Origin of the sequence: Streptomyces apocyni, from assembly GCF_009739465.1 — a bacterium.
In the GTDB taxonomy this organism is placed as follows: Bacteria; Actinomycetota; Actinomycetes; order Streptomycetales; family Streptomycetaceae; genus Streptomyces; species Streptomyces apocyni.
In genome coordinates, this window is the sequence record NZ_WHOM01000046.1 from 1 (window position 1) to 23,926 (window position 23,926).

General features: G+C 69.2%; 20 protein-coding genes, 1 rRNA gene and 1 riboswitch. Of the genes, 15 read left to right on the forward strand and 6 right to left on the reverse strand.

Translation table 11 applies throughout. The features are described 5' to 3' along the window. Window positions 1–147: 147 nt before the first annotated feature. The 11 genes from rrf (at window position 148) to GCN81_RS11755 (ending at window position 10,559) form a co-directional block, all read left to right on the forward strand. Window positions 148–264 (forward strand): 5S ribosomal RNA (rrf, locus tag GCN81_RS11705). 181 nt (window positions 265–445) lie between these two features. Next, window positions 446–1,054 carry a CDP-alcohol phosphatidyltransferase family protein gene (locus GCN81_RS11710; protein ID WP_156724481.1) on the forward strand — a complete coding sequence of 203 codons (609 nt, stop codon included), beginning with the start codon at window positions 446–448 and terminating at the stop codon, window positions 1,052–1,054. A gap of 116 nt (window positions 1,055–1,170) precedes the next feature. After that, window positions 1,171–3,666, forward strand: a complete 2,496-nt coding sequence (locus GCN81_RS11715; protein WP_156724482.1) for a mannose-1-phosphate guanyltransferase — start codon at window positions 1,171–1,173, stop codon at window positions 3,664–3,666. An 86-nt stretch (window positions 3,667–3,752) separates the two neighbouring features. Then, on the forward strand, window positions 3,753–4,652 hold the full coding sequence (locus tag GCN81_RS11720; RefSeq protein ID WP_156724483.1) for a DUF881 domain-containing protein: 900 nt from the start codon (window positions 3,753–3,755) through the stop codon (window positions 4,650–4,652). After that, window positions 4,649–4,981 (forward strand): small basic family protein, encoded by a 333-nt coding sequence (locus GCN81_RS11725; RefSeq protein ID WP_156724484.1) that lies wholly within the window; start codon window positions 4,649–4,651, stop codon window positions 4,979–4,981. The genes GCN81_RS11720 and GCN81_RS11725 overlap by 4 nt, the downstream gene beginning before the upstream one ends. 5 nt (window positions 4,982–4,986) lie before the next feature. Then, window positions 4,987–5,766: a DUF881 domain-containing protein gene (locus GCN81_RS11730; RefSeq protein ID WP_156724485.1), complete on the forward strand. Its 780-nt coding sequence runs from the start codon at window positions 4,987–4,989 to the stop codon at window positions 5,764–5,766. Window positions 5,767–5,914: 148 nt separating this feature from the next. Then, entirely contained in the window at window positions 5,915–6,802 is an 888-nt protein-coding gene (locus GCN81_RS11735; RefSeq protein ID WP_231626663.1) for an FHA domain-containing protein, read from the forward strand. A gap of 40 nt (window positions 6,803–6,842) precedes the next feature. Further along, the gene (gene ftsR / locus GCN81_RS11740) at window positions 6,843–7,589 is read left to right on the forward strand and encodes a transcriptional regulator FtsR (RefSeq protein WP_156724487.1); all 747 of its coding nucleotides are present in this window, start codon (window positions 6,843–6,845) and stop codon (window positions 7,587–7,589) included. A gap of 53 nt (window positions 7,590–7,642) precedes the next feature. Further along, the gene (locus GCN81_RS11745) at window positions 7,643–8,116 is read left to right on the forward strand and encodes a bifunctional nuclease family protein (RefSeq protein WP_006123076.1); all 474 of its coding nucleotides are present in this window, start codon (window positions 7,643–7,645) and stop codon (window positions 8,114–8,116) included. 187 nt (window positions 8,117–8,303) lie between these two features. Then, entirely contained in the window at window positions 8,304–8,912 is a 609-nt protein-coding gene (locus GCN81_RS11750; protein WP_156724488.1) for a MerR family transcriptional regulator, read from the forward strand. Window positions 8,913–9,020: 108 nt separating this feature from the next. After that, complete coding sequence (locus GCN81_RS11755) at window positions 9,021–10,559, forward strand: DNA polymerase IV (RefSeq protein WP_156724489.1); 1,539 nt, start codon at window positions 9,021–9,023, stop codon at window positions 10,557–10,559. Here GCN81_RS11755 and GCN81_RS11760 read toward each other — a convergent pair. Further along, window positions 10,463–10,852 carry a PRC-barrel domain-containing protein gene (locus GCN81_RS11760; RefSeq protein ID WP_156724490.1) on the reverse strand — a complete coding sequence of 130 codons (390 nt, stop codon included), beginning with the start codon at window positions 10,850–10,852 and terminating at the stop codon, window positions 10,463–10,465. The two genes, GCN81_RS11755 and GCN81_RS11760, sit on opposite strands and share 97 nt — an antisense overlap. A gap of 139 nt (window positions 10,853–10,991) precedes the next feature. Continuing rightward, window positions 10,992–11,087: riboswitch (glycine riboswitch) on the forward strand. Between the two features lie 174 nt (window positions 11,088–11,261). Between GCN81_RS11760 and gcvP the strand changes: the two genes are divergently transcribed. After that, window positions 11,262–14,147 (forward strand): aminomethyl-transferring glycine dehydrogenase, encoded by a 2,886-nt coding sequence (gene gcvP / locus GCN81_RS11765; RefSeq protein WP_156724491.1) that lies wholly within the window; start codon window positions 11,262–11,264, stop codon window positions 14,145–14,147. Window positions 14,148–14,280: 133 nt separating this feature from the next. Here the strand turns inward: gcvP and GCN81_RS11770 are convergent, their stop codons facing one another. Further along, the gene (locus tag GCN81_RS11770; protein ID WP_156724622.1) at window positions 14,281–14,487 is read right to left on the reverse strand and encodes a DUF5999 family protein; all 207 of its coding nucleotides are present in this window, start codon (window positions 14,485–14,487) and stop codon (window positions 14,281–14,283) included. 298 nt (window positions 14,488–14,785) lie between these two features. Continuing rightward, window positions 14,786–15,373, reverse strand: a complete 588-nt coding sequence (locus GCN81_RS11775) for a hypothetical protein (RefSeq protein ID WP_156724492.1) — start codon at window positions 15,371–15,373, stop codon at window positions 14,786–14,788. Between the two features lie 514 nt (window positions 15,374–15,887). Here GCN81_RS11775 and GCN81_RS11780 point away from each other — a divergent pair. Next, window positions 15,888–17,459: a glutamate--cysteine ligase gene (locus GCN81_RS11780; protein ID WP_231626654.1), complete on the forward strand. Its 1,572-nt coding sequence runs from the start codon at window positions 15,888–15,890 to the stop codon at window positions 17,457–17,459. Here the strand turns inward: GCN81_RS11780 and GCN81_RS11785 are convergent. After that, on the reverse strand, window positions 17,437–19,239 hold the full coding sequence (locus GCN81_RS11785) for a substrate-binding and VWA domain-containing protein (RefSeq protein ID WP_156724493.1): 1,803 nt from the start codon (window positions 19,237–19,239) through the stop codon (window positions 17,437–17,439). The two genes, GCN81_RS11780 and GCN81_RS11785, sit on opposite strands and share 23 nt — an antisense overlap. A 166-nt stretch (window positions 19,240–19,405) precedes the next feature. On the opposite strand from GCN81_RS11785, the gene GCN81_RS11790 reads away from it, so the two are divergent. After that, the gene (locus GCN81_RS11790; RefSeq protein WP_156724494.1) at window positions 19,406–20,206 is read left to right on the forward strand and encodes a CPBP family intramembrane glutamic endopeptidase; all 801 of its coding nucleotides are present in this window, start codon (window positions 19,406–19,408) and stop codon (window positions 20,204–20,206) included. Between the two features lie 47 nt (window positions 20,207–20,253). On the opposite strand, the gene GCN81_RS11795 is transcribed toward GCN81_RS11790, so the two are convergent. Together GCN81_RS11795 and GCN81_RS11800 are read right to left on the reverse strand one after the other, a co-directional pair. Then, window positions 20,254–21,063, reverse strand: a complete 810-nt coding sequence (locus tag GCN81_RS11795) for a PhzF family phenazine biosynthesis protein (protein WP_156724495.1) — start codon at window positions 21,061–21,063, stop codon at window positions 20,254–20,256. Window positions 21,064–21,276: 213 nt separating this feature from the next. Then, entirely contained in the window at window positions 21,277–22,767 is a 1,491-nt protein-coding gene (locus GCN81_RS11800; protein ID WP_156724496.1) for a UDP-N-acetylmuramoyl-L-alanyl-D-glutamate--2,6-diaminopimelate ligase, read from the reverse strand. 502 nt (window positions 22,768–23,269) lie between these two features. Here GCN81_RS11800 and GCN81_RS11805 point away from each other — a divergent pair. After that, window positions 23,270–23,866 carry a PadR family transcriptional regulator gene (locus GCN81_RS11805; protein ID WP_156724497.1) on the forward strand — a complete coding sequence of 199 codons (597 nt, stop codon included), beginning with the start codon at window positions 23,270–23,272 and terminating at the stop codon, window positions 23,864–23,866. The last annotated feature ends 60 nt before the right edge of the window (window positions 23,867–23,926 follow it).

Sequence of the window (23,926 nt, forward strand, 5' to 3'; positions counted from 1 at the left end):
CTGGAAGCCCGGTAACGGGTGGAGGTGACTGGTACTAATAGGCCGAGGGCTTGTCCTCAGTTGCTCGCGTCCACTGTGTTGGTTCTGAAACCACGAACAACCCCACGTTTGTCACAGAGCGTGGTGCGGTTGACAGTTTCATAGTGTTTCGGTGGTCATAGCGTGAGGGAAACGCCCGGTTACATTCCGAACCCGGAAGCTAAGCCTTACAGCGCCGATGGTACTGCAGGGGGGACCCTGTGGGAGAGTAGGACGCCGCCGAACTAAATTTGGGCCCCGGCCCCCGAGTTTTCACTCGGGGGCCGGGGCTTTTTTGCGTTTTGCGTGGTGTCCCCTGGCCGTATTTGTACCCGTACCGGTAGCCGTACCACCCTCTGTACTTGGTGATGGATGCTGCGGGTAAAGTCGGGGGGTACCGTTGTCGCTTTTCACAGGAGGCCCCCGGGTGGAGGTCCAGGAGACCCGCGTTCAGACCGACCGGGTCCTCACCATCCCCAACATCCTCAGCATGGCGCGCCTCGTCGGTGTGCCGGTCTTCCTGTGGCTGATCCTCAGCCCGGTGTTCGGGGGGCCCGACCTCGACCTGTGGGCTCTGCTCGTTCTGGCGTTCAGTGGTGTCAGCGACTATCTCGACGGGAAGCTGGCCCGGCGCTGGAACCAGGTCAGCAGTCTGGGTCGACTTCTCGATCCGGCCGCGGACCGGCTGTACATCCTCTCCACGCTCGTCGGGCTGACATGGCGTGAGATTCTGCCTCTTTGGCTGACGGGCCTGTTGTTGGCTCGTGAGCTGCTGCTTCTGGTGATGGTGGGCATCCTCAGACGGCATGGCTATCCGCCGCCGCAGGTGAACTTCCTGGGCAAAGCTGCCACTTTCAACTTGATGTATGCCTTCCCGCTGCTGCTTCTCAGTGACGGAAGCGGATGGATCGCGACACTCGCCGCTGTTTTCGGATGGGCGTTCGCTGGATGGGGTACAACGCTGTACTGGTGGGCAGGAATCCTCTACGTGGTTCAGGTCCGTCGGCTTGTCCGGGCGGACGCCACGGCCGATTGAGCCCCCGATTCGGTGGCCGAAGAGCGGCTGGTGGCCCGCCACCTGAGCTGAGCGGGGCTGGCCGGACGGGCTAAGTCGGCAAATCCGTCGTCTCTTTCAAGGAGGACGTTTCCGACATGAAGGCCGTTGTGATGGCTGGCGGTGAAGGCACTCGCCTTCGCCCTATGACCTCGAGTATGCCCAAGCCACTTCTTCCCGTGGCGAACCGGCCGATCATGGAGCATGTGCTGCGGCTGCTCAAGCGGCATGGGCTCAACGAGACCGTGGTAACCGTCCAGTTTCTGGCGTCGCTCGTCAAGAACTACTTCGGGGACGGGGAAGAGCTCGGAATGGAGCTCACCTATGCCAACGAGGAGACGCCACTTGGCACTGCCGGCAGCGTGAAGAACGCCGAGGAGGCACTCAAGGACGACGCGTTCCTCGTCATTTCCGGTGATGCCCTGACTGACTTCGACCTCACCGACCTCATCAGGTTCCACAAGGAGAAGGGGGCGCTTGTCACCGTATGTCTTACGCGAGTGCCGAACCCCCTGGAATTCGGGATCACCATCGTCGACGAGGACGGCCAGGTCGAACGGTTCCTGGAGAAGCCCACCTGGGGACAGGTCTTCTCGGACACGGTGAACACCGGCATCTATGTGATGGAGCCCGAGGTCTTTGACTATGTCGATCCGGATGTGTCGGTCGACTGGTCCGGTGATGTTTTCCCGCAGCTGATGAAGGAAGGCAAGCCGATCTACGGCTATGTCGCCGAAGGCTACTGGGAGGACGTCGGTACACACGAGAGCTATGTGAAGGCCCAGGCCGACGTGCTCGAGGGCAAAGTCGACGTCGAGCTCGACGGGTTCGAGATTTCGCCCGGTGTGTGGGTGGCTGAAGGTGCCGAGGTGCATCCGGACGCCGTACTGCGCGGGCCGCTCTACATCGGTGACTACGCCAAGGTCGAGGCCGATGCCGAGATCAGGGAGCACACGGTCGTGGGCTCCAACGTCGTGGTCAAGAGCGGTGCGTTCCTGCACCGGGCCGTGGTGCACGACAACGTCTACATCGGCCAGCACAGCAATCTGCGTGGCTGCGTCGTCGGCAAGAACACGGACATCATGCGCGCCGCGCGTATCGAGGACGGCGCGGTCATCGGCGATGAGTGTCTCGTCGGTGAGGAATCGATTATCCAGGGCAATGTGCGGGTCTACCCGTTCAAGACGATCGAGGCCGGTGCGTTCGTCAACACCTCGGTGATCTGGGAGTCCAGAGGCCAGGCGCATCTCTTCGGCGCCCGCGGGGTGTCCGGGATCCTGAATGTGGAGATCACGCCAGAGCTCGCCGTGCGTCTGGCGGGTGCCTATGCGACGACCCTGAAGAAGGGGGCGACCGTCACTACGGCGCGAGACCACTCGCGTGGCGCGCGGGCACTGAAGCGGGCGGTCATCTCGGCGCTGCAGACCAGTGCGATCGACGTACGGGACCTGGAGAACGTCCCCCTGCCGGTGGCCAGGCAGCAGACGGCGCGCGGTAGTGCGGGCGGGATCATGATCCGTACGACTCCCGGGGTGCCGGACTCCGTGGACATCATGTTCTTCGACGGGAGCGGAGCCGACCTCTCGCAGGCGGGACAGCGGAAGCTGGACCGGGTGTACGCGCGGCAGGAGTACCGGCGGGCGTTCCCCGGGGAGATCGGGGACCTGCATTTCCCGTCCAGCGTCTTCGACTCGTACACCGGCTCGCTGCTGCGGAACGTGGACACCGCGGGGGTCCAGGAATCCGGGCTCAAGGTGGTCGTCGACGCCTCGAACGGCAGCGCCGGTCTGGTCCTGCCGAGCCTGCTGGGGCGGCTCGGTGTCGAGGCGCTGACGATGAATCCCGGACTGGACGAGGCGCGGCCCACCGAGACGGCTGACGCGCGGCGCGCGGGGCTGGTGCGGCTTGGGGAGATGGTGGCCTCGGCGCGGGCGGCGTTCGGCGTGCGCTTCGACCCGGTGGGGGAGCGGCTGTCGCTGGTCGATGAGAAGGGACGGATCGTTGAGGATGACCGCGCGCTACTGGTGATGCTCGACCTCGTCGCCGCGGAGCGGCGCAGTGGGCGGGTGGCGCTGCCGGTGACGACGACGCGCGTCGCTGAGCAGGTGGCGGCGTATCACGGGACGCAGGTCGAGTGGACGACGACGTCGCCGGATGATCTGACCCGGGTGGGGCGCGGCGATTCGACGATCTTCGGGGGCGACGGGCGCGGCGGGTTCATCATCCCCGAGTTCAGCAGTGTCTTCGACGGCGCGGCCGCCTTCGTGCGGCTCATCGGGCTGGTGGCCCGTACGCAGCTCACACTCAGCCAGATCGACGCCCGTATCCCGCGCGCCCATGTGCTGCGCAGGGACCTGGCGACGCCCTGGGCGGTGAAGGGGCTCGTCATGCGGCGGGTCGTGGAGGCGGCGGGGGAGCGGTCGGTGGACACCACCGACGGTGTACGGGTGGTGGAGGCTGACGGGCGCTGGGTGATGGTGCTGCCTGACCCGGCGGAGGCCGTCACTCATCTGTGGGCGGAAGGGCCCGACGACACGTCCGCGCAGGCGCTGCTCGACGAGTGGTCGGTCGTGGTGGACAGCGCCGGGAGCTGACGTCGTACGCTGCCGGGTAGCGGCCCTGGAGCCGCTGCCCGGCGCACGGATGGGCCATTCGGAGGTATGGGCCTCGACGTGCGACGATGTGCGGCATGCCGCAGCAGCACCCGGATCGGAGCACCGCCTCGCCGCCCGCGCGTCTCGACGCTTCGATGTCGCTGCTGACCAACGTCATGGACCATAGCCTCGACGAAGGCTACGCCGAGGCGGCGGCGCGTAAGCAGGCCCTGGGCGAGGGTGGGCTGCCGCCCACGCTACGCGCCAAGGTCTGGCTCGCGGTGGGCCTCGCGCTGGCTGGTCTCGTGGTGACGGTGGCGGCGGTGCAGGCTCAGGTCACGGCACCGGAGGCCGCCAGGGATCGGCAGGAACTGATCGACCGCATTGAGCGGGAGACCGCGCGGGCGGACCGCATCGAGGACGACATCGACACGCTCCGTGCCGATGTGGGCAAGCGGCAGCGGGAAGCCCTCAAGGCGCACGGCGGCGACCAGGGTGAGCTGGTGGCCCTGCTGTCCGGCGCCACGGCCGTCCAGGGGCCCGGAGTGAAACTCGTGGTGGACGACGCCGAGGAGGCCGACCAGGGCGGCGACGGGCCGCGGGCGGGTAGCGGCTTCGCCGACACCGGCCGAGTGCGCGACCGCGATATGCAGCGGGTCGTGAACGGGCTGTGGCAGTCGGGCGCGGAAGCCATCTCCATCAACGGGCAGCGGCTGACGGCCCTCTCCGCGATCAGGGCGGCCGGTGACGCGATACTGGTGGACAACAAGCCGCTGGTGCCGCCGTACACCGTGCTCGCGATCGGGGACGGGCAGCAGGTGAGCAGCGCGTTCCGCGAGAGCGCCGACGGGTTCTATCTGCAGGCGTTGAAGGGGAACTTCGGGATCAGGTTCCGGCTTGGTGTCGAGAAGGAAGTACGGCTGCCCGCCGCGCCCAGCCTGATCGTACGTAACGCAGAGCCGAAAGCAGGGAAGAGCACATCGTGATCGCCGTACTGGGCCTCATCGCGGGAGTCGTGGCCGGACTTTTGGTCCGGCCCGAGGTTCCCGCGGTGGTCGTGCCCTATCTTCCGATCGCCGTGGTCGCGGCGCTGGACGCCGTCTTCGGCGGTCTGCGGGCCATGCTGGACGGGATCTTCGACGACAAGGTCTTCGTCGTGTCCTTCCTCTCCAACGTCGTGGTGGCCGCGCTCATCGTGTTCCTGGGCGACCAACTGGGTGTCGGCGCACAGTTGTCCACAGGCGTGGTGGTGGTGCTCGGCATCCGGATCTTCTCCAACGCCGCGGCGATCCGTCGGCATGTCTTCCGGGCGTGAGGGCGATGAGCAGCGAAGAACCAGCCGCGCAGGAGGAGACGGGCGGCAGCGAGCCCGCCGAGCAGCTCACTGGCCGCCAGCGGCTCCTGAAGGGTCTCTGGCCGCCGAGGGTGTCCCGGGCGCAACTCATCGTGGCGCTCCTGCTGTTCGTGCTCGGGCTTGGTCTGGCCATCCAGGTGCGCTCGAACAGTGAAAGCAGCGCGCTGCGGGGCGCGCGGCAGGAGGATCTTGTCCGCATCCTCGATGAACTGGACAACCGCACCCAGCGTCTTGAAGACGAGAAGCAGCGTCTCAGCGGTCAGCGCACCGAGCTGGAGAACAGCTCGGACCAGGCCGAGGAGGCGCGTAAGCAGACGGCTGAGAAGGAGCGGCAGCTTGGCGTGCTGGCGGGCACGGTCGCGGCACAGGGCCCCGGCATCACCCTCACCATCTCCGACGCCGCGGGCGCGGTGGAGGCGGACGCCCTCCTCGACGCCATTCAGGAGCTGCGGGCGGCCGGTGCGGAGGCGATCCAGATCAACGACGTCAGGGTGGTGGCCGGTACCTACCTCGCGGACGGGGACGACGGGGTACGTGTCGACGGCCGCAAGATCAGTGCGCCGTATCGTTTCAAGGTCATCGGCAAGCCCGAGGACATCGAGCCGGCGTTGAAGATTCCGGGAGGTGTGGTGCAGACGCTGCAGAAGGAGCAGGCCACGGTCTCTGTGGCACGCGAGGACAAGATCGTCGTAGATGCCTTGCGACGGGCGAATCGTCCTGACTACGCTCGGTCGTCTTCCCCATGAGGCGGGGCGGGGCAGGGGCGGTGAGTCGAGCGCGAGACGTTGCGGGGGGTCGGCGCACCAGAAGAGTGTCGCGTGGTGGAAACTGTCTGGTGGATGCGGACGTTGTGAAGATGTCCGGGTCGACCGGTGTGCGTAGTCAGGGTTCGTCCTGCCCCACGGGCGGGTCTGTTTCGGTCAAGGGGAATCGCCCGTGAAGTTGTTTGCGAAGTTGTTCGGCAAGAGCTCGCGCGAGGACGGCGCCAACAACGCCGCCCGGCACCGCGCCCCCCGGCAGGGAGAGGCCGATGAGCAGGGCGCGGAGCGTCCGCTCTTCCGCGATGAGGTCACTGGGCCAGGCGGTGGCATTTCGGGCGGTCAGGGTGAGTCTTCTGTTGACCCTGCCGCATCCGGCCGCATAGGTTCCGGAGGACCGTCACCCTCAAGTACGGGTGGAGGGTTGACCTCCGACCCTTACGCATCCCATGCCCCCGCGGGGCAGCCGCGGCAGGAGGATCCAGCCATGTCCGCCTTGGTGTGTACGAGGTGCGGAAACCGTAACGCCGAGGCCAGCCGGTTCTGCTCGAACTGCGGGGCGCCGCTGCGCCCTGGAGTGGCGGCTGAGCGGCCCTCGGAGACGACGTCGACGATCTCCATCTCCGGCCTTGAGGCCTATGAGGCGGAGGCCACCGGACAGACGCCGATCCCGGCCCTCTCGCCAGAGGCCCAGGCCGCCGTCGACGCGCTGCCGCTCGGCTCCGCGCTACTGGTAGTCCGCCGCGGCCCCAACTCCGGCAGCCGGTTCCTGCTCGACGGGGACCTGACCACCGCGGGGCGTCACCCGCAGAGTGACATCTTCCTGGACGACGTGACGGTGTCGCGCCGCCATGTGGAGTTCCGTCGTGGGGCGGACGGTGTCTTCACCGTCGCCGATGTCGGCAGCCTCAACGGCACGTACGTGAATCGCGAGCGGATCGACTCGGTCGCGCTGTCCAACGGCGACGAGGTGCAGATCGGCAAGTACCGGCTGGTCTTCTACGCGAGCCAGCCGGGCATCTGACCTCCCCGGACGACGTCCGGGGGACCCTCAGGGGAGGCCCATGCTTGACACATCGAGTGGCGGTGCCGGAGATGGCGCCGCCACGGCGGACGGTCGACTGGTGAGCATCGGCACGGTGCTGAACCTGCTGCGCGACGAATTCCCCGAGGTGTCCATCTCCAAGATTCGCTTCCTGGAGTCCGAGGGGCTGGTCGAGCCGCAGCGCACACCGTCGGGGTATCGCAAGTTCAGCCCTGAGGACGTTGAGCGGCTCGCTCAGGTGCTGCGTATGCAGCGGGACCACTATCTGCCGCTGAAGGTGATCCGGGAGCACCTGGACGCCCTGGAGCGCGGAGAAGAGGCACTGCTGCCCACCGCGGGGCAGCAGGGGGTGCCGTTCGCCTCTGAGGAGGAGGCCCGCGGGGACGGGGAGCCGGTGGTGGCCAGTGTCGGCCGCGCCGAGCTGCTGGCGGCGGCGCAGGTCAGTGAGCGGGAACTGGACGAGTGGGAGGCGTACGGCCTCATCACGCCCGCATCCGACGACGGATACCGCGTCGAGGCAGTGGAGATCGCCAGGCTCGTCGCGGAGCTCGGAAGTTTCGGTATCGAACCACGGCACCTACGGGCCATGAAAGGCTCCGCCGAGCGAGAGGCGGGACTGGTCGACCAGGTGGTGTCGCCGCTGCGCCAGCATCGTAATCCGCAGACCAGAGCCCATGCGGAGGCGCGCGTCCAGGAGCTCGCCGACCTCACCGGCAGGCTGCACACGGCGCTCGTACAGACCGCGCTCAGAGGCCGTCCCTACTGACGGGAAACGTGCTCGACTACCCAAACCTGCCAGGCACGTCCTAGGGTTGCTGTGTGAATGAGCTCGACGTTGTCGGTGTCCGGGTCGAAATGCCCTCCAACCAACCGATCGTGCTCCTGCGTGAAGTGGGAGGCGATCGGTACCTCCCCATCTGGATTGGGCCAGGGGAGGCGACCGCGATCGCCTTTGCCCAGCAGGGCATGGCGCCCGCCCGTCCGCTGACGCACGACCTGTTCAAGGACGTGCTGGAGGCTGTTGGCCAGGAGCTGACCGAAGTACGGATCACAGATCTGCGAGAGGGTGTCTTCTACGCGGAACTGGTGTTCGCCAGCGGAGTCGAGGTCAGCGCGCGTCCCTCGGACGCCATAGCGCTGGCCTTGCGCACCGGTACGCCCATCTATGGCAGCGACGGGGTGCTCGACGATGCGGGGATCGCCATCCCGGACGAGCAGGAGGACGAGGTGGAGAAGTTCCGGGAGTTCCTCGACCAGATCTCGCCCGAGGATTTCGGTACGAACAGTCAGTGAGCTGTTTCAGCCAGTCGGTGCGGTGGTCCGGCGCTGAGCCGGACCATTCGGCTAGCCTTTCCCCGCAGGGGGGCGGGGGAAACCACTCTCGGGGTGATTATCACTCGGCGTGCCGAGTGTGGCGTTCGTTGACGCGTCCCTGGGTACTCCCTACCTTCGTGTAGGCAGGTCAAGGACGGAGGTCGGCGTGAGAAGCAGCGGCGACGGTACGGCGGCTGGCGGTCCGTATCCGCTCCACAGCGGTGCGGCGAGTTACTCCGCGCAGCGGCCGACGGTGGTGGCGGGGAGCGGCGGCGCGACGTCCGATGAGGTGGGTTACCGGGGGCCGACAGCATGCGCGGCGGCCGGGATCACGTACCGGCAGCTGGACTACTGGGCGCGTACGGGCCTGGTCGAGCCGAGCGTCCGGCCGGCGAGCGGATCGGGGACCCAGCGCCTCTACGGCTTCCGGGACGTCGTTGTCCTGAAGATCGTGAAGCGCTTCCTGGACACCGGAGTGTCCCTCCAGAACATCCGGACGACGGTCCAGCACCTGCGTGACCGCGGGTCAGCGGATCTGGAGCGGATGACCCTGATGTGCGACGGCGCGACCGTCTACGAGTGCTCGTCGCCCGACGAGGTCGTGGATCTTCTCCAGGGTGGCCAAGGAATCTTCGGGATCGCCGTGGGCGTCGTCTGGCGTGATGTCGAGGCGGCGCTGTCGCAGCTGCACGGTGAGCGCGTGGACACGGGCGAGACACTCATCGGCCACAACCCCACCGACGAGCTGGCACAGCGCCGCAACCGCGCGGGCTGACACCTGGCGGCGCCGCGCTGTCAGACGGGGCGCTGTTCAGGCGCCGCTTTGCCAGGCGCCGCGTTGTCTGGCGCCGCGTTGTCAGTGGCGTAGGGCAGCATCAGAGGTGTGAGATCAGCGCCCACCGTTCTGCATCTGGATATGGATGCGTTCTTCGCCGCCGCCGAGCAGGCGGCGAAGCCGAGCCTGCGCGGCAAGGCCGTGATCGTGGGCGGGCTCGGGCCGCGCGGGGTGGTCGCCACGGCCTCGTACGAAGCACGGCGCTTCGGGGTGCACTCGGCGATGCCGATGGGGCAGGCCCGCAGGCTGGCGCCGAACGCGGCGTATCTGGTGCCCCGCTTCGAGGTGTACCGCGGCATCAGCGAGCAGGTCATGCGGCTGCTGCACGGACTCTCACCGCTGGTCGAGCCGCTGAGCCTGGACGAGGCCTTCGTCGACCTCGAGGCGGGTGGGGTGGCCTGGGACGAGGTATCGGCGCGGGCGGTGGGGGAGCGGCTGCGCGCGGACATACGGGCGGTCACGGGCCTGACCGGTTCGGTGGGGCTCGCCGCCTCCAAGATGCTGGCCAAGATCGCGTCAGAGCGAGCCAAGCCGGACGGTCTGGTGCTCATCACACCGGGTACGGAGCGCGCGTTGCTCGGGCCGCTGCCGGTGCGCACGCTGCCGGGGGTGGGGCCGGTGACCGGGGACCATCTGCGGCGGGCCGGGATCACCACCGTCGAGGACATCGCCGAAGCCGGGGCGGATGAGCTCGTACGGCTGCTGGGCAAGGCGCACGGCGGGCAGCTGTACGCGATGGCCCTGGCGCACGACGAGCGGCCCGTGGTGGCCGAGCGGGACACCAAGTCGGTGTCCGTCGAGGACACCTACGACGTGGACATCCACGACCGGGTGCGGGTGCGGATCGAGGTGGCGCGGCTCGCCGAGCGGTGTGTGCGGCGGTTGCGCGGGTCCGGGCACTCCGGGCGGACCGTCGTGCTGAAGGTGCGCCGCTATGACTTCTCGACGCTGACCAGATCCGAGACGCTCCGGGGGCCCACGGACGACCCGGTGGTGATCCAGGAAGCCGCGGGCAGGCTGCTGGAGGCTGTGGACACGACGGGCGGGGTGCGGCTGCTGGGGGTGGGGGTCACGGGTCTGGCCGACTTCACGCAGGAGGACCTCTTCGCGCAGGCGCAAGCACAACAGGCCCAGGAGGCCCAGGAGGCCCAAGAAGCGCAGGAGGGGTTGGCATCGGAGGGGGAGCCGCGGGTGGCGGTGGAGGCGGCGTCGCCGGGTGAGGCGGGAGGGGTGGAAGCGGCGGAGGAAGCGGGAGAGGGGGCGGAGGACGCGCGGGGGGAGGGCGTGGCGGCGGAGCGGCGGTGGCTGGCCGGGCACGATGTGCGGCATGCCGAGTACGGAGCGGGGTGGGTGCAGGGCAGTGGGCTCGGGCGCGTGACGGTGCGGTTCGAGACTCCCGCGTCCGGGCCGGGCCGGGTGCGTACCTTCCGGACCGACGACCCCGCGCTCGAACCGGGGCAAGCGCTGCCGCTCGTCCCCGAACCCGCTGGTCAGGATTCGTCGGAGCCGGCGATCTGGCCGAAGTCGCGGTCGGGCGCCGGGGACTCCGGCGATATCTCGTCGGGTGGCGTGACGTCGAGTCCGTAGTGGTGGTAGAGCTGCAGCTCCTGCTCGGGTGAGAGATGGCGGCCGACTCCGAAGTCGGGGGCGTCCTTGATCAGTGCGCGCTCGTACGGGACGCGCAAGGTGCCCTCGACCACTTCGCTGGGTTCCAGGGGGACGAAGGCGTCCCTGCTGAACAGGCCGGTGCGGATGGCCGCCCACTCGGGTGAACCGGTGGCGTCATCGAGGTAGACCTCGTCCACCGTGCCGAGCCTGCTGCCGTGCCGGTCGTACGCCTTGCGGCCGATCAGGCTCCGCGGATCGATATCGGTCTGCACGGTCCCTCCAAGAGGTCGCAACCCATCCGTAAAGTCTACAAAAGAGCAGAATGCGGGAGGCGGCCACTCGGGACCATGCTGCCTGTCGTTGGGCACCCGGCTGCCAGGTGTCCGCGCTGGTAGGCTGGCAGACGGCTGCTGACCCCGTGCGGGAGAGCTCTCCGGCTACCGCCGGAGGCGCCGAAGGAGCAACTCCTCCCCGGAATCTCTCAGGCCCCTGTACCGCACGGACGAGGTCACTCTGGAAAGCAGGGCGGGCGTCGACGGCATCCGCTCTCACCGACGGTGAAAGCTGGCCCGCGTAGCGCGGACCGGTGAAGCTCTCAGGTTGAGATGACAGAGGGGGAGGCCGTCCGGGTACCCGCGCCGTGGTACCTCTCGCAGGTCGTAGTGACCAGGAGGCCTCCGTATGACCGCCAACCGTATTCCGCTCTCCCAGCTGGAACGTGGCATCCCCTTCGAGCAACGCCACATAGGGCCGGACGCCGGGGCCCAGGCGAAGATGCTCGCCCAGGTCGGTTACGGCTCACTCGACGAGCTGACCGCGGCCGCGGTGCCGGAGGTCATCAAGTCCGCCGAGGCGCTGAACCTGCCCGCAGGGCGCACCGAGCCGGAAGTCCTGGCCGAGCTGCGCTCCCTCGCGGACCGCAACGACGTGCTCGCGCCGATGATCGGCCTCGGCTACTACGGAACGTTCACGCCGCCCGTGATTCTGCGTAACGTCATGGAGAACCCGGCGTGGTACACCGCGTACACGCCGTATCAGCCGGAGATCTCCCAGGGGCGCCTTGAGGCGCTGCTGAACTTCCAGACCGTGGTCGCCGAGCTGACCGGACTGCCCACGTCCGGGGCCTCGCTGCTCGATGAGGGCACCGCCGCGGCCGAGGCCATGGCGCTGTCCCGCAGGGTCGGCAAGGTCAAGCAGGGCGTCTTCCTGATCGACGCGGACGCGCTGCCGCAGACGATCGCGGTGATCCAGACCCGTGCCGAGCCGACCGGTGTCGAGGTCGTGGTCGCGGACCTGTCGCAGGGGATTCCCGCTGAGGTGGCCGAGCGCGGTGTGTTCGGTGTGCTGCTGCAGTACCCGGGCGCCTCGGGTGCCGTACGGGACCTGAAGCCCGTCATCGACGAGGCCCATGATCTGGGCGCGATCGTCACCGTCGCCGCCGACCTGCTGGCGTTGACGCTGCTCACCGCGCCCGGTGAGCTCGGCGCGGACATCGCGGTCGGTACAACCCAGCGCTTCGGTGTCCCGATGGGCTTCGGTGGGCCGCACGCCGGTTACATGGCCGTACGCGAGAAGTTCGCGCGCAGCCTGCCGGGACGGCTCGTCGGCGTCTCCGTCGACGCGGACGGCAACAAGGCCTACCGCCTCGCGCTGCAGACCCGCGAGCAGCACATTCGCCGGGAGAAGGCGACCAGCAACATCTGCACCGCTCAGGTGCTGCTCGCCGTCATGGCCGGGCTGTACGCGGTCTACCACGGCCCCCAGGGCCTGAAGGACATCGCCCGCCGCACGCACCGCTACGCCGCGATACTCGCCGCGGGCCTGACGGCGGGCGGCGCCGAGGTCGTCCACGGCGCGTTCTTCGACACCGTGACGGTGCGCGCTGAGGGCAAGGCCGCCGACATCGTCGCCGCGGCCCGCGAAGGCGGCGTGAACCTGTGCCTGGTGGACGGCGACCACGTCTCGATCGCCTGCGACGAGACCACCACGCGGACGCAGCTGGCAGCCGTGTGGGCGGCCTTCGGCGTCGACGCCGACATCGAGGCGCTCGACGAGACGGCCGCCGACGCGCTGCCCGACGCGCTGCTGCGCGCCGACGCGTATCTGACTCACCCGGTCTTCCACCAGTACCGCTCCGAGACCGCGATGCTGCGCTACCTGCGCAGGCTGGCCGACCGGGACTACGCACTCGACCGCGGCATGATCCCGCTGGGCTCCTGCACGATGAAGCTCAACGCCACGACCGAGATGGAGGCCGTCACCTGGCCGGAGTTCGGTGCGTTGCACCCCTTCGCCCCCGGCGAGCAGGCGCAGGGCTATCTCACGCTGATCCGTGAGCTGGAGGAGCAGCTCGCCGCCGTCACCGGCTACGACAAGGTGTCGTTGCAGCCCAACGCCGGTTCGCAGGGCGAGCTCGCGGGCCTGCTGGCGGTACGCGGCTACCACCGGGCCAACGGCGACACCCAGCGCACCGTCTGCCTCATCCCGTCGTCCGCGCATGGCACCAACGCCGCCAGCGCCGTGATGGCCGGGATGAAGGTCGTCGTGGTGAAGACCGCCGACGACGGCGAGATCGACGTCGAGGACCTGCGCGCCAAGATCGAGCAGTACCGCGACGAGCTGGCCGTCCTCATGATCACGTACCCGTCGACGCACGGCGTGTTCGAGGAGCATGTCGCGGACATCTGCGCCACGGTGCACGACGCCGGTGGCCAGGTCTACGTCGACGGCGCCAACCTGAACGCCCTGGTGGGCCTCGCCCAGCCGGGTCGCTTCGGTGGCGACGTCTCGCACCTCAACCTGCACAAGACGTTCTGCATCCCGCACGGCGGCGGCGGCCCCGGCGTCGGCCCGGTCGGCGTGCGGGCGCACCTGGCTCCGTACCTGCCGAACCACCCGCTGCAGCCCGAGGCCGGTCCGGAAACCGGTGTCGGCCCGATCTCCGCGGCCCCGTGGGGCTCCGCTGGCATCCTGCCGATCTCCTGGGCGTACGTACGCCTCATGGGCGGCGAGGGACTCAAGCGCGCCACCCAGGTCGCGGTGCTCGGGGCCAACTACATCGCCAAGCGCCTGGAGCCGCACTACCCGGTGCTCTACACCGGCCCCGGCGGTCTGGTCGCGCACGAGTGCATCATCGACCTGCGGCCACTGACCAAGGCGACCGGTGTGACCGTGGACGACGTCGCCAAGCGGCTCATCGACTACGGCTTCCACGCGCCGACGATGTCCTTCCCGGTGGCGGGGACGCTGATGATCGAGCCGACCGAGAGCGAGGACCTCGGTGAGATCGACCGGTTCTGTGAGGCGATGATCGCGATCCGCGCCGAGATCGAGAAGGTCGGCTCGGGCGCGTGGCCGACGGACGACAACCCGCTGCGGAACGCTCCGCACACGGCGGCGGTGCTCGCGGGCGAGTGGGAGCACGCGTACGCGCGTACGGAGGCCGTCTTCCCGGCTGGTGTCGAGGCCGCGGACAAGTACTGGCCGCCGGTGCGCCGGATCGACCAGGCGTACGGCGACCGCAATCTGGTGTGCTCCTGCCCGCCGATGGACGCGTACGACGACTGAGCGGCGGCGGTCATGCGTCGGGGCCGGTTCGGAGGTTTCCTCCGGGCCGGCCCCTCGTTTCTGGTGAGCTCTGTTCTGCTCTGTTCTGTTCCGTGCTCTGTTCTGTTGTGTCGTGATGCGTGGTTGTCTCGTGCTACGCGGCGCGCGCGACCCCCTCGGTGCCCAGCGGTCGGTGCGGGGCGATGATCTGCCCGTTCGGCAGCAGCTCCCCGGTGTCCTCGAAGAACAGGACGCCGTTGCACAGCAGGCTCCAGCCCTGTTCGGGGTGGTGGGCCACAAGGGCCGCTGCCTCCCGGTCGGCTGAGTCGGCTGTCGGGCAGGGTGGCTGGTGCTGGCACATGGAGGTGTTCTTTCGCTGCGTCGTCGTGGTGCTGCGTGTCCCGCGGTTCGATGCGGTGTTCATTCCGACCCCCGTTGATGTCGGTCTGATTCCAGTGTTCCCCTACGGGAGAGATTCCGCAGGGATTTCGCGGCAGCTCCCCTCACTGAGAGAGGACGCATCACCCGTGCGGACGGTTCAGCCCAACTTCACTGCACCACTGGGTGGTTAGAGGGGGCCGGATGGGACTAGTCCGGATGGGGCGGACAGCGGAGCGCCCCGCGACCGGGTGGGCCGCGGGGCGCGCGTGGTGGGTGTGTCAGGCGGGTGAGCCGAGCAGGGGCGCGGGCCGCAGGCGGTGGGTGAGGGTGGGCAGCAGGTCCGCGACGCGGTGCGGGAGATGGGCGGCGATCCCCGGCGGGGCGGGAGCGATGGGCACCAGCAGGTCAGCGGGGGCCAGAGGGCCGCCCGCGCAGTCGCTGTCGGTGTCGCCGTGCAGCCACAGGGTGAGCATATAGAGCTCGGGGACGGACAGCAGCCGCGGCTGGTAGTGGCCGGGCATGGCCTCCGCCTGCCGCAGGGCACGCTGGGTCGCGGCGATGTACGGGCCTTCGAAGAAGTGGGAGAAGGCCCAGCCGTCCGGGGTCAGCCGGGTGTCGCCCGCGGCGACGGCGCGGTCGCCGCACCGGATCAGGAAGCGCCAGCCGGCCAGCCGGGTGCGGGGCGGGCCGTCGAGCGGGGTGACCCGGTCGAGTACATGGACAGGAAGGGGGAGCTCGGGGTGGGCGGGTCCCTGGGCGGAGCGCAGGGACGGGGTGCGCGCCTCGCGGACGGCGGTGGGGGAACCGAGTGCCGCGAGGACGCTGCGCAGGGCGGGCGCGGGAGCCGGGGGGACATGCAGCGGCATGGTGGGTGCCTCTCACTTCGACAGGCCGGGTGAAACAGGGGGCAGACGCGGACGACGCTGTCAGCTCTTGGGGCCAGAGAGGGCGGGAGGGGGCGGGAGCTTCGGTCCGTCTGCGCCAACTCTCTGCCTCGTCTGCGGAGTTTATACGACGTGTGTTCAGGTCGTGTTTCGTCGAACGGTCCCACTGGAGTTGACAAGGCGTCATCCGGTCGAATTCTTCCGCTCAATTGCGGCATTGATCCCGGTTCTTGACGTCGTTGACGCGGTGGCCTCGGCTTATCTCGCGTGGGTGGTCGGCCGATTCTGGTCGGCATATTGTGCTGGTTCCCGCGTCCGGCGAATCCGCGTACTGCCGTGTGCCGTGCCGTATGCCGTGTAAATGTGCCTGGCGGCGACGGGTTCGAGCCTACTCCTCAGCGGTCGGGCACGGGGCGTTATTGATCACATCGGCTGGGCATCATCCCCTGACGCACCGGCCGTGGCGTGGGTTGCCCAATCGAGGAAGGACGCTCCGATGGGGGAGAAGGTCGTGGCAGGCGTGAGCGACCTGTCCGATCGGCAGCGGTACCGCAGAAGACTCCAGCAGTGTCTGGCGGGGTTGCGGAGGCTGTTGGAGGAGCAGAAGTTCGACCGGCCAAGGAATCTGGTGGGGCTGGAGATAGAACTGAATCTCGTCGGCCCTGACGGGATGCCGAGGATGATGAATGCCGAGGTTCTGGAGCGCATCGCGAGCCGTGATTTCCAGACCGAACTCGGAATGTTCAACCTGGAAGTGAATATCGCTCCGCACCGGCTGGGCGGGCGGGTACTCGACCAGCTCACCGAGGAGTTGCGTACCGGACTCGCCTATGCGCACCGCAAGTCCGGTGAGGTGGCCGCCGGTATCGCGATGATCGGTATTCTGCCGACTCTCACCCGGCAGGACCTGGTCTCCGCCAACCTCTCCGACGTCGACCGCTACGCCCTGCTCAACGACCAGATCGTGGCCGCGCGCGGCGAGGAGTTCACCCTCGACATCGAGGGCGTGGAGAGGCTGACCTGCACCTCTACGTCGATCGCGCCCGAAGCGGCGTGCACCTCCGTGCAGCTGCACCTTCAGGTGACTCCGGCGCGGTTCGCCGACGTGTGGAACGCCGCGCAGGCGCTCGCCGCGGCCCAGATAGCCGTCGGCGCCAACGCGCCGTTCCTGTTCGGGCGAGAGCTGTGGCGTGAGTCGCGGCCGCCGCTGTTTCTGCAGTCCACCGACACGCGGCCGCCGGAGCTCCAGGCACAGGGAGTGCGGCCGCGCACCTGGTTCGGCGAGCGGTGGATCAGTTCCGCGTACGAACTGTTCGAGGAGAATCTGCGTTACTTCCCGCCCCTGTTGTCCCTCTGCGACGACGAGGACGTGCTGCGGGTCATCGACGGTGGCGGCGTGCCGCGGCTGGCCGAGCTGGTGCTGCACAACGGCACCGTGTACCGGTGGAACCGTCCGGTGTACGGCGTCGCGGACGGCGTACCGCATCTGCGGGTGGAGAACCGGGTGTTGCCCGCGGGGCCCACGGTCACCGATGTGATCGCCAACGCCGCCTTCTACTACGGCGCCGTGCGGGCCCTGGCCGAGGACGCGCGTCCGGTGTGGACCCGGCTGCCGTTCGAGACGGCGGCGGCTAACTTCGACGCCGCGTGCCGTCATGGCATCGACGCCGAGTTCGAGTGGCCGCGCGCCGGCCGGGGCGGCGGCACCGTACGGATGGCTGCCGTGGATCTCGTACGGGAGGAACTGCTGCCGCTGGCCGCGGCCGGGCTCGACGCGTGGGGTGTCGAGCCCGCCGACCGCGACGCCTACCTCGGGGTCATCGAAGGCCGCTGCCGAGCGCGGGTCAACGGCGCGTCCTGGCAGGTGGCGACGTACCACCGGGCGCTGGCCTCCGGGCTGGGGCGGGAGGCGGCGCTCGCCGCCACCACCCGGCGGTACTGCGAGCTGATGCACATCGGGGAGCCGGTGCACACCTGGCCGGTGGGGCTGCTCCCCGGATCCGGGGCAGGGCCGGGGCCAGGGTCGGGGCCGGTGGCCGAGGGTGTCAGTTCTGGCCCGCTGTCATGATCGCCTTGAGGATGACCTGGTGGATCTGTGCCGGGTCGTTGACCTGATGGCCGGAGCCTCCGGTGGCCTTGGCCAGCTCGGCGACCTCGTCCTTGTCGGCGTCCGGGCCGACGGCGATGGCGATGAGCGGGATCGGGTGCTTGGGGTCGGAGAGGCGCTGGAGTTCTCTGACGAGGGCGCTGCGGGAGAGGGACCCCGGGTCCTGGTTCACGCCGTCGGTGAGGACCACCACGGCGTTGAACTTGCCGCTCACGTACGTCTCCCGCGCCTCCTTGTAGGCGGCGAGTGTGGTGTCGTACAGACCGGTGTATCCGCCGGGGATCGGCCGCAGCTCGTTGAAGGCCTTGGTCAGCAGCGTGCGGTGGCTGGTGCCCTGGTCGGTACGGTCGCCCAGGCGCGCGGTCTCCACCAGCTTGCGGTAGTCGCGTTTGCCGTCCAGCAGCGTGGAGAACTCCCAGAGGCCGATCTCGTCGTCCGCGGTGAACTGGTCGAGCGCCCGCACCAGGGAGTTCCTGGTGACCTCCATCCGTGACTGGTCGCGGCCCGGGACCGGTGCCGCCATCGAGGACGAGGCGTCGACGACGGTGGTGAGCCGGGCGCTCTGCACGGTGACGGTCCACAGCCCGAGGGCCTCCAGGAGCTGCTCCGGTGTCGGGGGTTCGGCCGTGGCCGTCGCGTACGGCTGGGGGGCGCGGCCGCCGGCGGCTGAGACCAGCGCGGCGGGCGGGGTGCCGTTGCCGCTGCGGAAGCCGTTCTTCGTGAGGATAGCCTGGCCCGGGTCCTCGCCGAGGAAGTGCATGAAGCGCAGCGCGGCCCGGCTCTGGTCCGTGGACAGCCGGATCTCGTTGATCAGCGCGAAGGGGTAGTCGAGTTGCGGGGCGCCGTCCTTGGGGTAGAAGAGCGCGAGTCCGCCCTCGGGCCCCGCTGTCGCGTTGTGGGTGAAGGCGGCCTGCTCGGAGACGAGCAGGGCCTGGTTGCGGCGCGGATTGCCCCGCTCGGTCCCGGAGTCGTCGCGGGCGAGGGTGTCCAGGGCCTGGGCGTCGCTGTCCGAGGTGCGCTGGGACAGCAGCTTGGCGGTGGCGGCGACCTGGGTCTCGGCCTCGGGGCCGCTGGACCGCTCCGCTGACGTGCCGATCGCGGCGAGCGCCAGCAGTCCGGTGGCGCTGCGCGCGGGGTCGGCGGCACCCAGCTTGAGCTGGTCGTCGCTGGTCGCCGCCAGGGTCAGCTCCGCCCAGGAGTACTGCTTGCGCGGCCAGCCCAGGGACTTGGCGGCTGACGGTACGGCGCCCATCGCCACCGGCGTGTGGGCGATGTTGCCCGCGGCCGTGAGCGGTACCCGTGCGTCGCCCTGGGCCGCCCGGTCCAGCCAGAGTTCGGAGTCCGGCACCCACACCTCGTAGCCGAGGTCGTCTCCCGCGCGCAGCGCGTCGGCCATCTTGTACGAGGCACGGGCGCTCACCCGGACATCCAGGCACTGCCCGTCCGATGTGACCTCCCGCTTGCGGGCCTGGGTCGCCGCTGCCCGCAGCGTGGGCGCCATGTCAGGCGACGCGACGAGGTTGACCCGTACCGCGGTGTCCGCGCACGAGCCGCTGAAGCCGCTGAAGGAGAGCAGGTCGCTGCTGACCGCCACCGCCGTGCCCGCCGCCACGCCGAGTACCACCACGGTCGCGAGCGCCACGGAGCGCTGGCGGGTGCGCGCCACCGAGCGCTGGCGCGTGCGCGGACGCGGCGTTGCTCTGTCCCGCGCGTGGCGGTCGGATCTGTGGTGACGTCCCATGGCGGTGCTGCCCCTCCTCGAGCGATGACGCAGGGAAAAGGGGGAGTACGGCACGATGTGGCGTACCGTCCCCCTCGGCCTTTCGCGCACGTACTCCGTACCTGCATTCGAGAACCTAGTGCGGTGCGGATACGTGTGCGGCGGGATGGAACAAGTGGAGGCATGTGTGCGGGTGGAGGCGGGGCCGGTGGCCGGTTTTCTTCAGGATGAGCGTTTCTCGCGACGGATCGTGCGGAACGAGATGCTCCTGGTCCTGGCGCTGTCGCTCGGCGCGAGCGCGGTGTCCTCGCTGATCAGGTTTATTGGGGTGGCCACCAGGCCGGGTGGACTGAAGGACCAGGCCGCCACCTTGAACGCCTCGGCCGCTCCGGGGCGGCCGTGGCTGGATCTGGCCTGGCAGCTGTTCGGCATCAGTGTGGCGCTGGTGCCGGTGGCGCTCGTCGCGCATCTGCTGCTGCGCGAGGGGGCCGGGCTGCGGGCGATCGGCTTCGACGGGCGGCGGCCCTGGTTCGATCTGGGGCGCGGGACGCTGATCGCCGCCGGGATCGGGAGTACCGGGATCGCCTTCTATCTGGCCGCCAGGGAGCTGGGGTTCAACCTGACGGTGGTACCGGAGGCGCTGCCCAGTGTGTGGTGGAAGTTCCCGGTACTGATCCTCTCCGCGATGCAGAACTCCGTGCTCGAGGAAGTGATCGTCGTCGGCTATCTGGTGCGCCGCCTTGACCAGTTGGGCTGGTCACCGATGGCGGTGCTGATGACGAGCTCGGTGCTGCGTGGCTCGTATCACCTGTACCAGGGCATCGGGGGGTTCATCGGGAACATGGTGATGGGGGTGGTGTTCGTGCTCCTCTACCGGCGCTGGGGGCGGGTCGGGCCGCTGGTGGTGGCGCATACGCTGCTCGATATCGGGGCGTTCGTGGGGTATGCGCTGCTGGCGGGGAAGGTGGGGTGGCTGCCTACCGCGTGAGGGGGGTACGACAGGTTCGTACGCCCCTCCCCGTCGCGTGTGCCCGGTCAGGCGAGCAGCTCGCCCTCGATGACCGTGACCGCGTGGCCCGTCAGCAGGGTGCGGTCGCCCCGGAGTGCCGTGCGCACCAGGCCCGAGCGGGCCGAGGCCTGAAGGCCGGTCAGATCGTCGCGTCCCAGTCGTGGCGCCCAGTGGGGTGCCAGCGCCGTGTGCGCGCTACCGGTGACCGGGTCTTCGTCGATGCCCACGCGCGGGAAGAAACAGCGTGAGACGAAGTCGTAGCCGCGGGTGGGGTCCTGGGCCACGGCGGTCGCGATGATGCCGCGCTTCGAGTGCGCGACGAGCGCCCGCAGGTCGGGGGTGAGGGCGCGCACCGTCTTCTCGTCGGCGAGCTCGACCAGGAGGTCGCCGACCTGCGGCCCGGTGTCGAACGCGGCCAGCGGCTCGGCTCCCAGCGCCTCGGCCACGCCCGCGGGAACGGAGACCTCGGTGAGCGGGGCGGTGGGGAAGTCCAGCGTGTGGGAGCCGTCGTCGTGGGCGGCGGAGGTGAGGACGCCGCTGCGGGTGGTGAAGTGCACGGCGGTGTCGGTGGTGCCGGTGCTGCGCAGGACGTGCGCGGTGGCCAGGGTGGCGTGTCCGCAGAGGTCCACCTCGGTGGTGGGGGTGAACCAGCGCAGCGCCCAGTCGGCGCCGCCGCCGGTGGGGAGCGGGTGGGCGAAGGCGGTCTCGGAGAGGTTGACCTCCGCGGCCACCCGCTGCAGCCAGTCGTCTGCGGGGAAGGCGTCGAGGAGCAGCACTCCGGCCGGGTTGCCACCGAAGGGACGGTCGGTGAAGGCGTCGACGATTCGAATCTTCATAGGGCTGACGCTAGAGGGCGGGGAAGCCGCTGACCAAGGCCAATCGGTGCTGGCTGGCCCTGTGTCTCGTCGCAGTGTCCGGTGCACGGAAGTTCGACAAGGCCGACTGCACAGAGCGCCACGAGATACGACAAGTCCGCCGTCCACGACGAGGCGACGGTGCTGGTCGCAGCCCTCAACGAGTGGCGGTGACCAGCACTTCCGAAGGGCACCCTAGTCCCGTATGGCTGACAGATCGCGCACCGTCGCCATATCGCTGAACGGGATCAGCTGGTCGCCGACGATCTGGTACGGCTCACTGCCCTTCCCCGCGATCAGCACGATGTCGGCCGGCCCTGCGGCGGACAGGGCGAAGGCGATGGCGTCGCGGCGGTCGGCGATCCGCTCGAAGGGGGTGCCGGTGGCCGTGAGACCCGGAGCGATCTGGTCCATGATCGCCTCGGGGTCCTCGTTACGGGGGTTGTCCGATGTGAGCACGCACAGATCGGAGTGGGACCCGGCGATCTCGCCCATCTGGGCCCGCTTGGTGACGTCCCGGTCGCCGCCGCAGCCGAAGACTGTGATGACGCGTGCGGCGGCGAAGTCCCTGATGGCGGCGAGCACCTTGTCCAAGGAGTCGGGCGAGTGCGCGTAGTCCACGATCACGGAAGCGCCCTGCGAGGTCTCCAGCCGTTCCAGCCGCCCGGGGACCGGGGGCATCTGGTCGAGCGCCGCCACCAGACCGGTCAAGTCATGGCCCAGCAGATGGCATGCGGCCAGGGTGGCCAGGGCGTTGGAAACCGAGAACCTGCCGGGTACGGGGATCGCGGCCGGGTACTTGCGCCCGTCGTGGTGGAGCGTGAACCGCGTGCCGAATGCGTCCATGTCCAGGTCGGTCGCCCGGTAGTCGGCTTCGGCGTCCAGGGCGTACGTACGGGCCAGACCCGGCATCATCGCCGGAACCAGCGCGCCGACCGGGTCGTCCGCGTTGACCACCGCGCGCTGGCAGAGTCCGTCGAAGAGCCGGAGCTTGGCGTCCCGGTAGTGCTCCATCGTGCCGTGGTCGTCCAGGTGGTCCTGGGTGAGGTTGGTGAAGATGCCCACGTCGATGAAGGAGTGGTCGATGCGGTGAGTCAGCAGGCCCATCGAGGTGGCCTCCAGGACCACGGTGCCCACCTCGTGGTCGCGCATGTGCCCCAGCAGATACTGGAAGTCCGGTGACTCCGGAGTGGTCAGCACCGAGCGCGGCATCGGGATCAGCTCGTCCCCGATCCGGTTCCCGCCCGTCCCGATCACACCCACCTTCGCGCCCTCGGCGATCCGCAGCACGGACTCCACCATGTACGAGACGGACGTCTTCCCGTTGGTGCCGGTGACGGCCACCATGTCCATCGCCCGGCCGGGCTCCCCGTAGTAACGCGAGGTGATCAGCGCTGCGGCCTTACGGGTGTCGGCCACCCGCACGACGCAGGCGCCTTCCGCCGACGGCCATACCGCTGGGGGAAGACCGGACGCGGGTTCCTCGACGAGCACCGCGACGGCGCCCCGCGCCAGCGCGGAACCGACGGCTTCGGGGCCGCCCTCGCGGTGCCCGGGCACCGCGAGGAAGAGCGAACCCGGCGAGACGCGGTGGGCATCCAGGCACGCTCCCGCGGTCACTCTCGTCTCCGGATCGCCCAGAAGTACTTCGTGGTCGTGCCCGGCCAGCAACTCGCTCAGCTTCACAGGGGTCCTCTCAGGGTGCCGCTGGCCCGCCGGGTCGCGGGAAGCGATAGCGGCGGTACGCCAGGGGCGGGGGCGCAGGGGGGTAGTGCGGGAGGGGGATGTGCGGTTCAGGACGCGCGGTTCAGGGACGCGCGGTGCGGGAGCCCGCCGAACCCTTCGGCAGAAGCTCAGGAGACGGCGCCGTGGTGCGCCGGGTTCGCCGTGGAGGTGCTTCCTGCGGGCGCTTGGGCATGGCGGGAAGGGGGAGACGGGAGAACCGGATGCGCGGGCCCGTCGGGAAAGTTGCTAGCCGTGACCGTGCAGCGCACGGCAGCGCGCCTGGGGCGCGACGGGACCCAGCGGTTGAAGGGCCCGGACCGGGCTCTCCGTCGCCGTATGTGTATGCCCCATACGGAGAGTGTACGTGCCCGGAGCGCCAGCGTTCTGGTGCTTGCCAAGCGAACAGTCCCGATATATCGTTGAAGCATCGCGACTGATCATATGGTGAAGGAGAGTGAGCGCTATGCGTTCCCAGCGGAATGAACGCGGGCATGAGCACTGCGGACCCGGTCATCGGGGTCGGGGTGACTTCGAAGAACGGCGTGCCGCCTTTGGTCCCTTTGGGCCCGGCTTCGGGGGTGGCCCCTGGGCCGGGCGGGGTCGGGGTGGACCTCGGGGGAGGGCGCGGCGTGGTGACGTACGCGCGTCGATCCTGGCTCTGCTCAAGGATCGTCCGATGCACGGGTACGAGATGATCCAGGAGATCGCCGAACGCAGCGCGGGGGCATGGAAGCCGAGCCCCGGGTCGGTGTACCCGACGCTGCAACTGCTGGAGGATGAAGGGCTTATCGCCAGCGAGAGTGGCGGCGGGAAGAAGCTGTTCGCGCTGACCGACGACGGCCGTGCGGCGGCTGAGGAGGGTCCCGACGCGCCGTGGGAGGAAGCCGGGCGCGGGGTCGACTGGGAGACGGTCAACGAGATCCGGCAGGCCGGGTTCGGTCTGATGGAGGCGTACGGGCAGGTCTGGAAGACGGGTTCGCCTGAGCAGCGCAAGAAGGCGCTCGATGTCATCAACGAGGCCCGGAAGAAGATGTATCTGATCCTCGCCGACGAAGGGTGAGGCGGTCGGCCGGTCGGCCGGTCGGCCGGTGGAGGGTGGGGGTGCGGCGGCGTCTCGCGT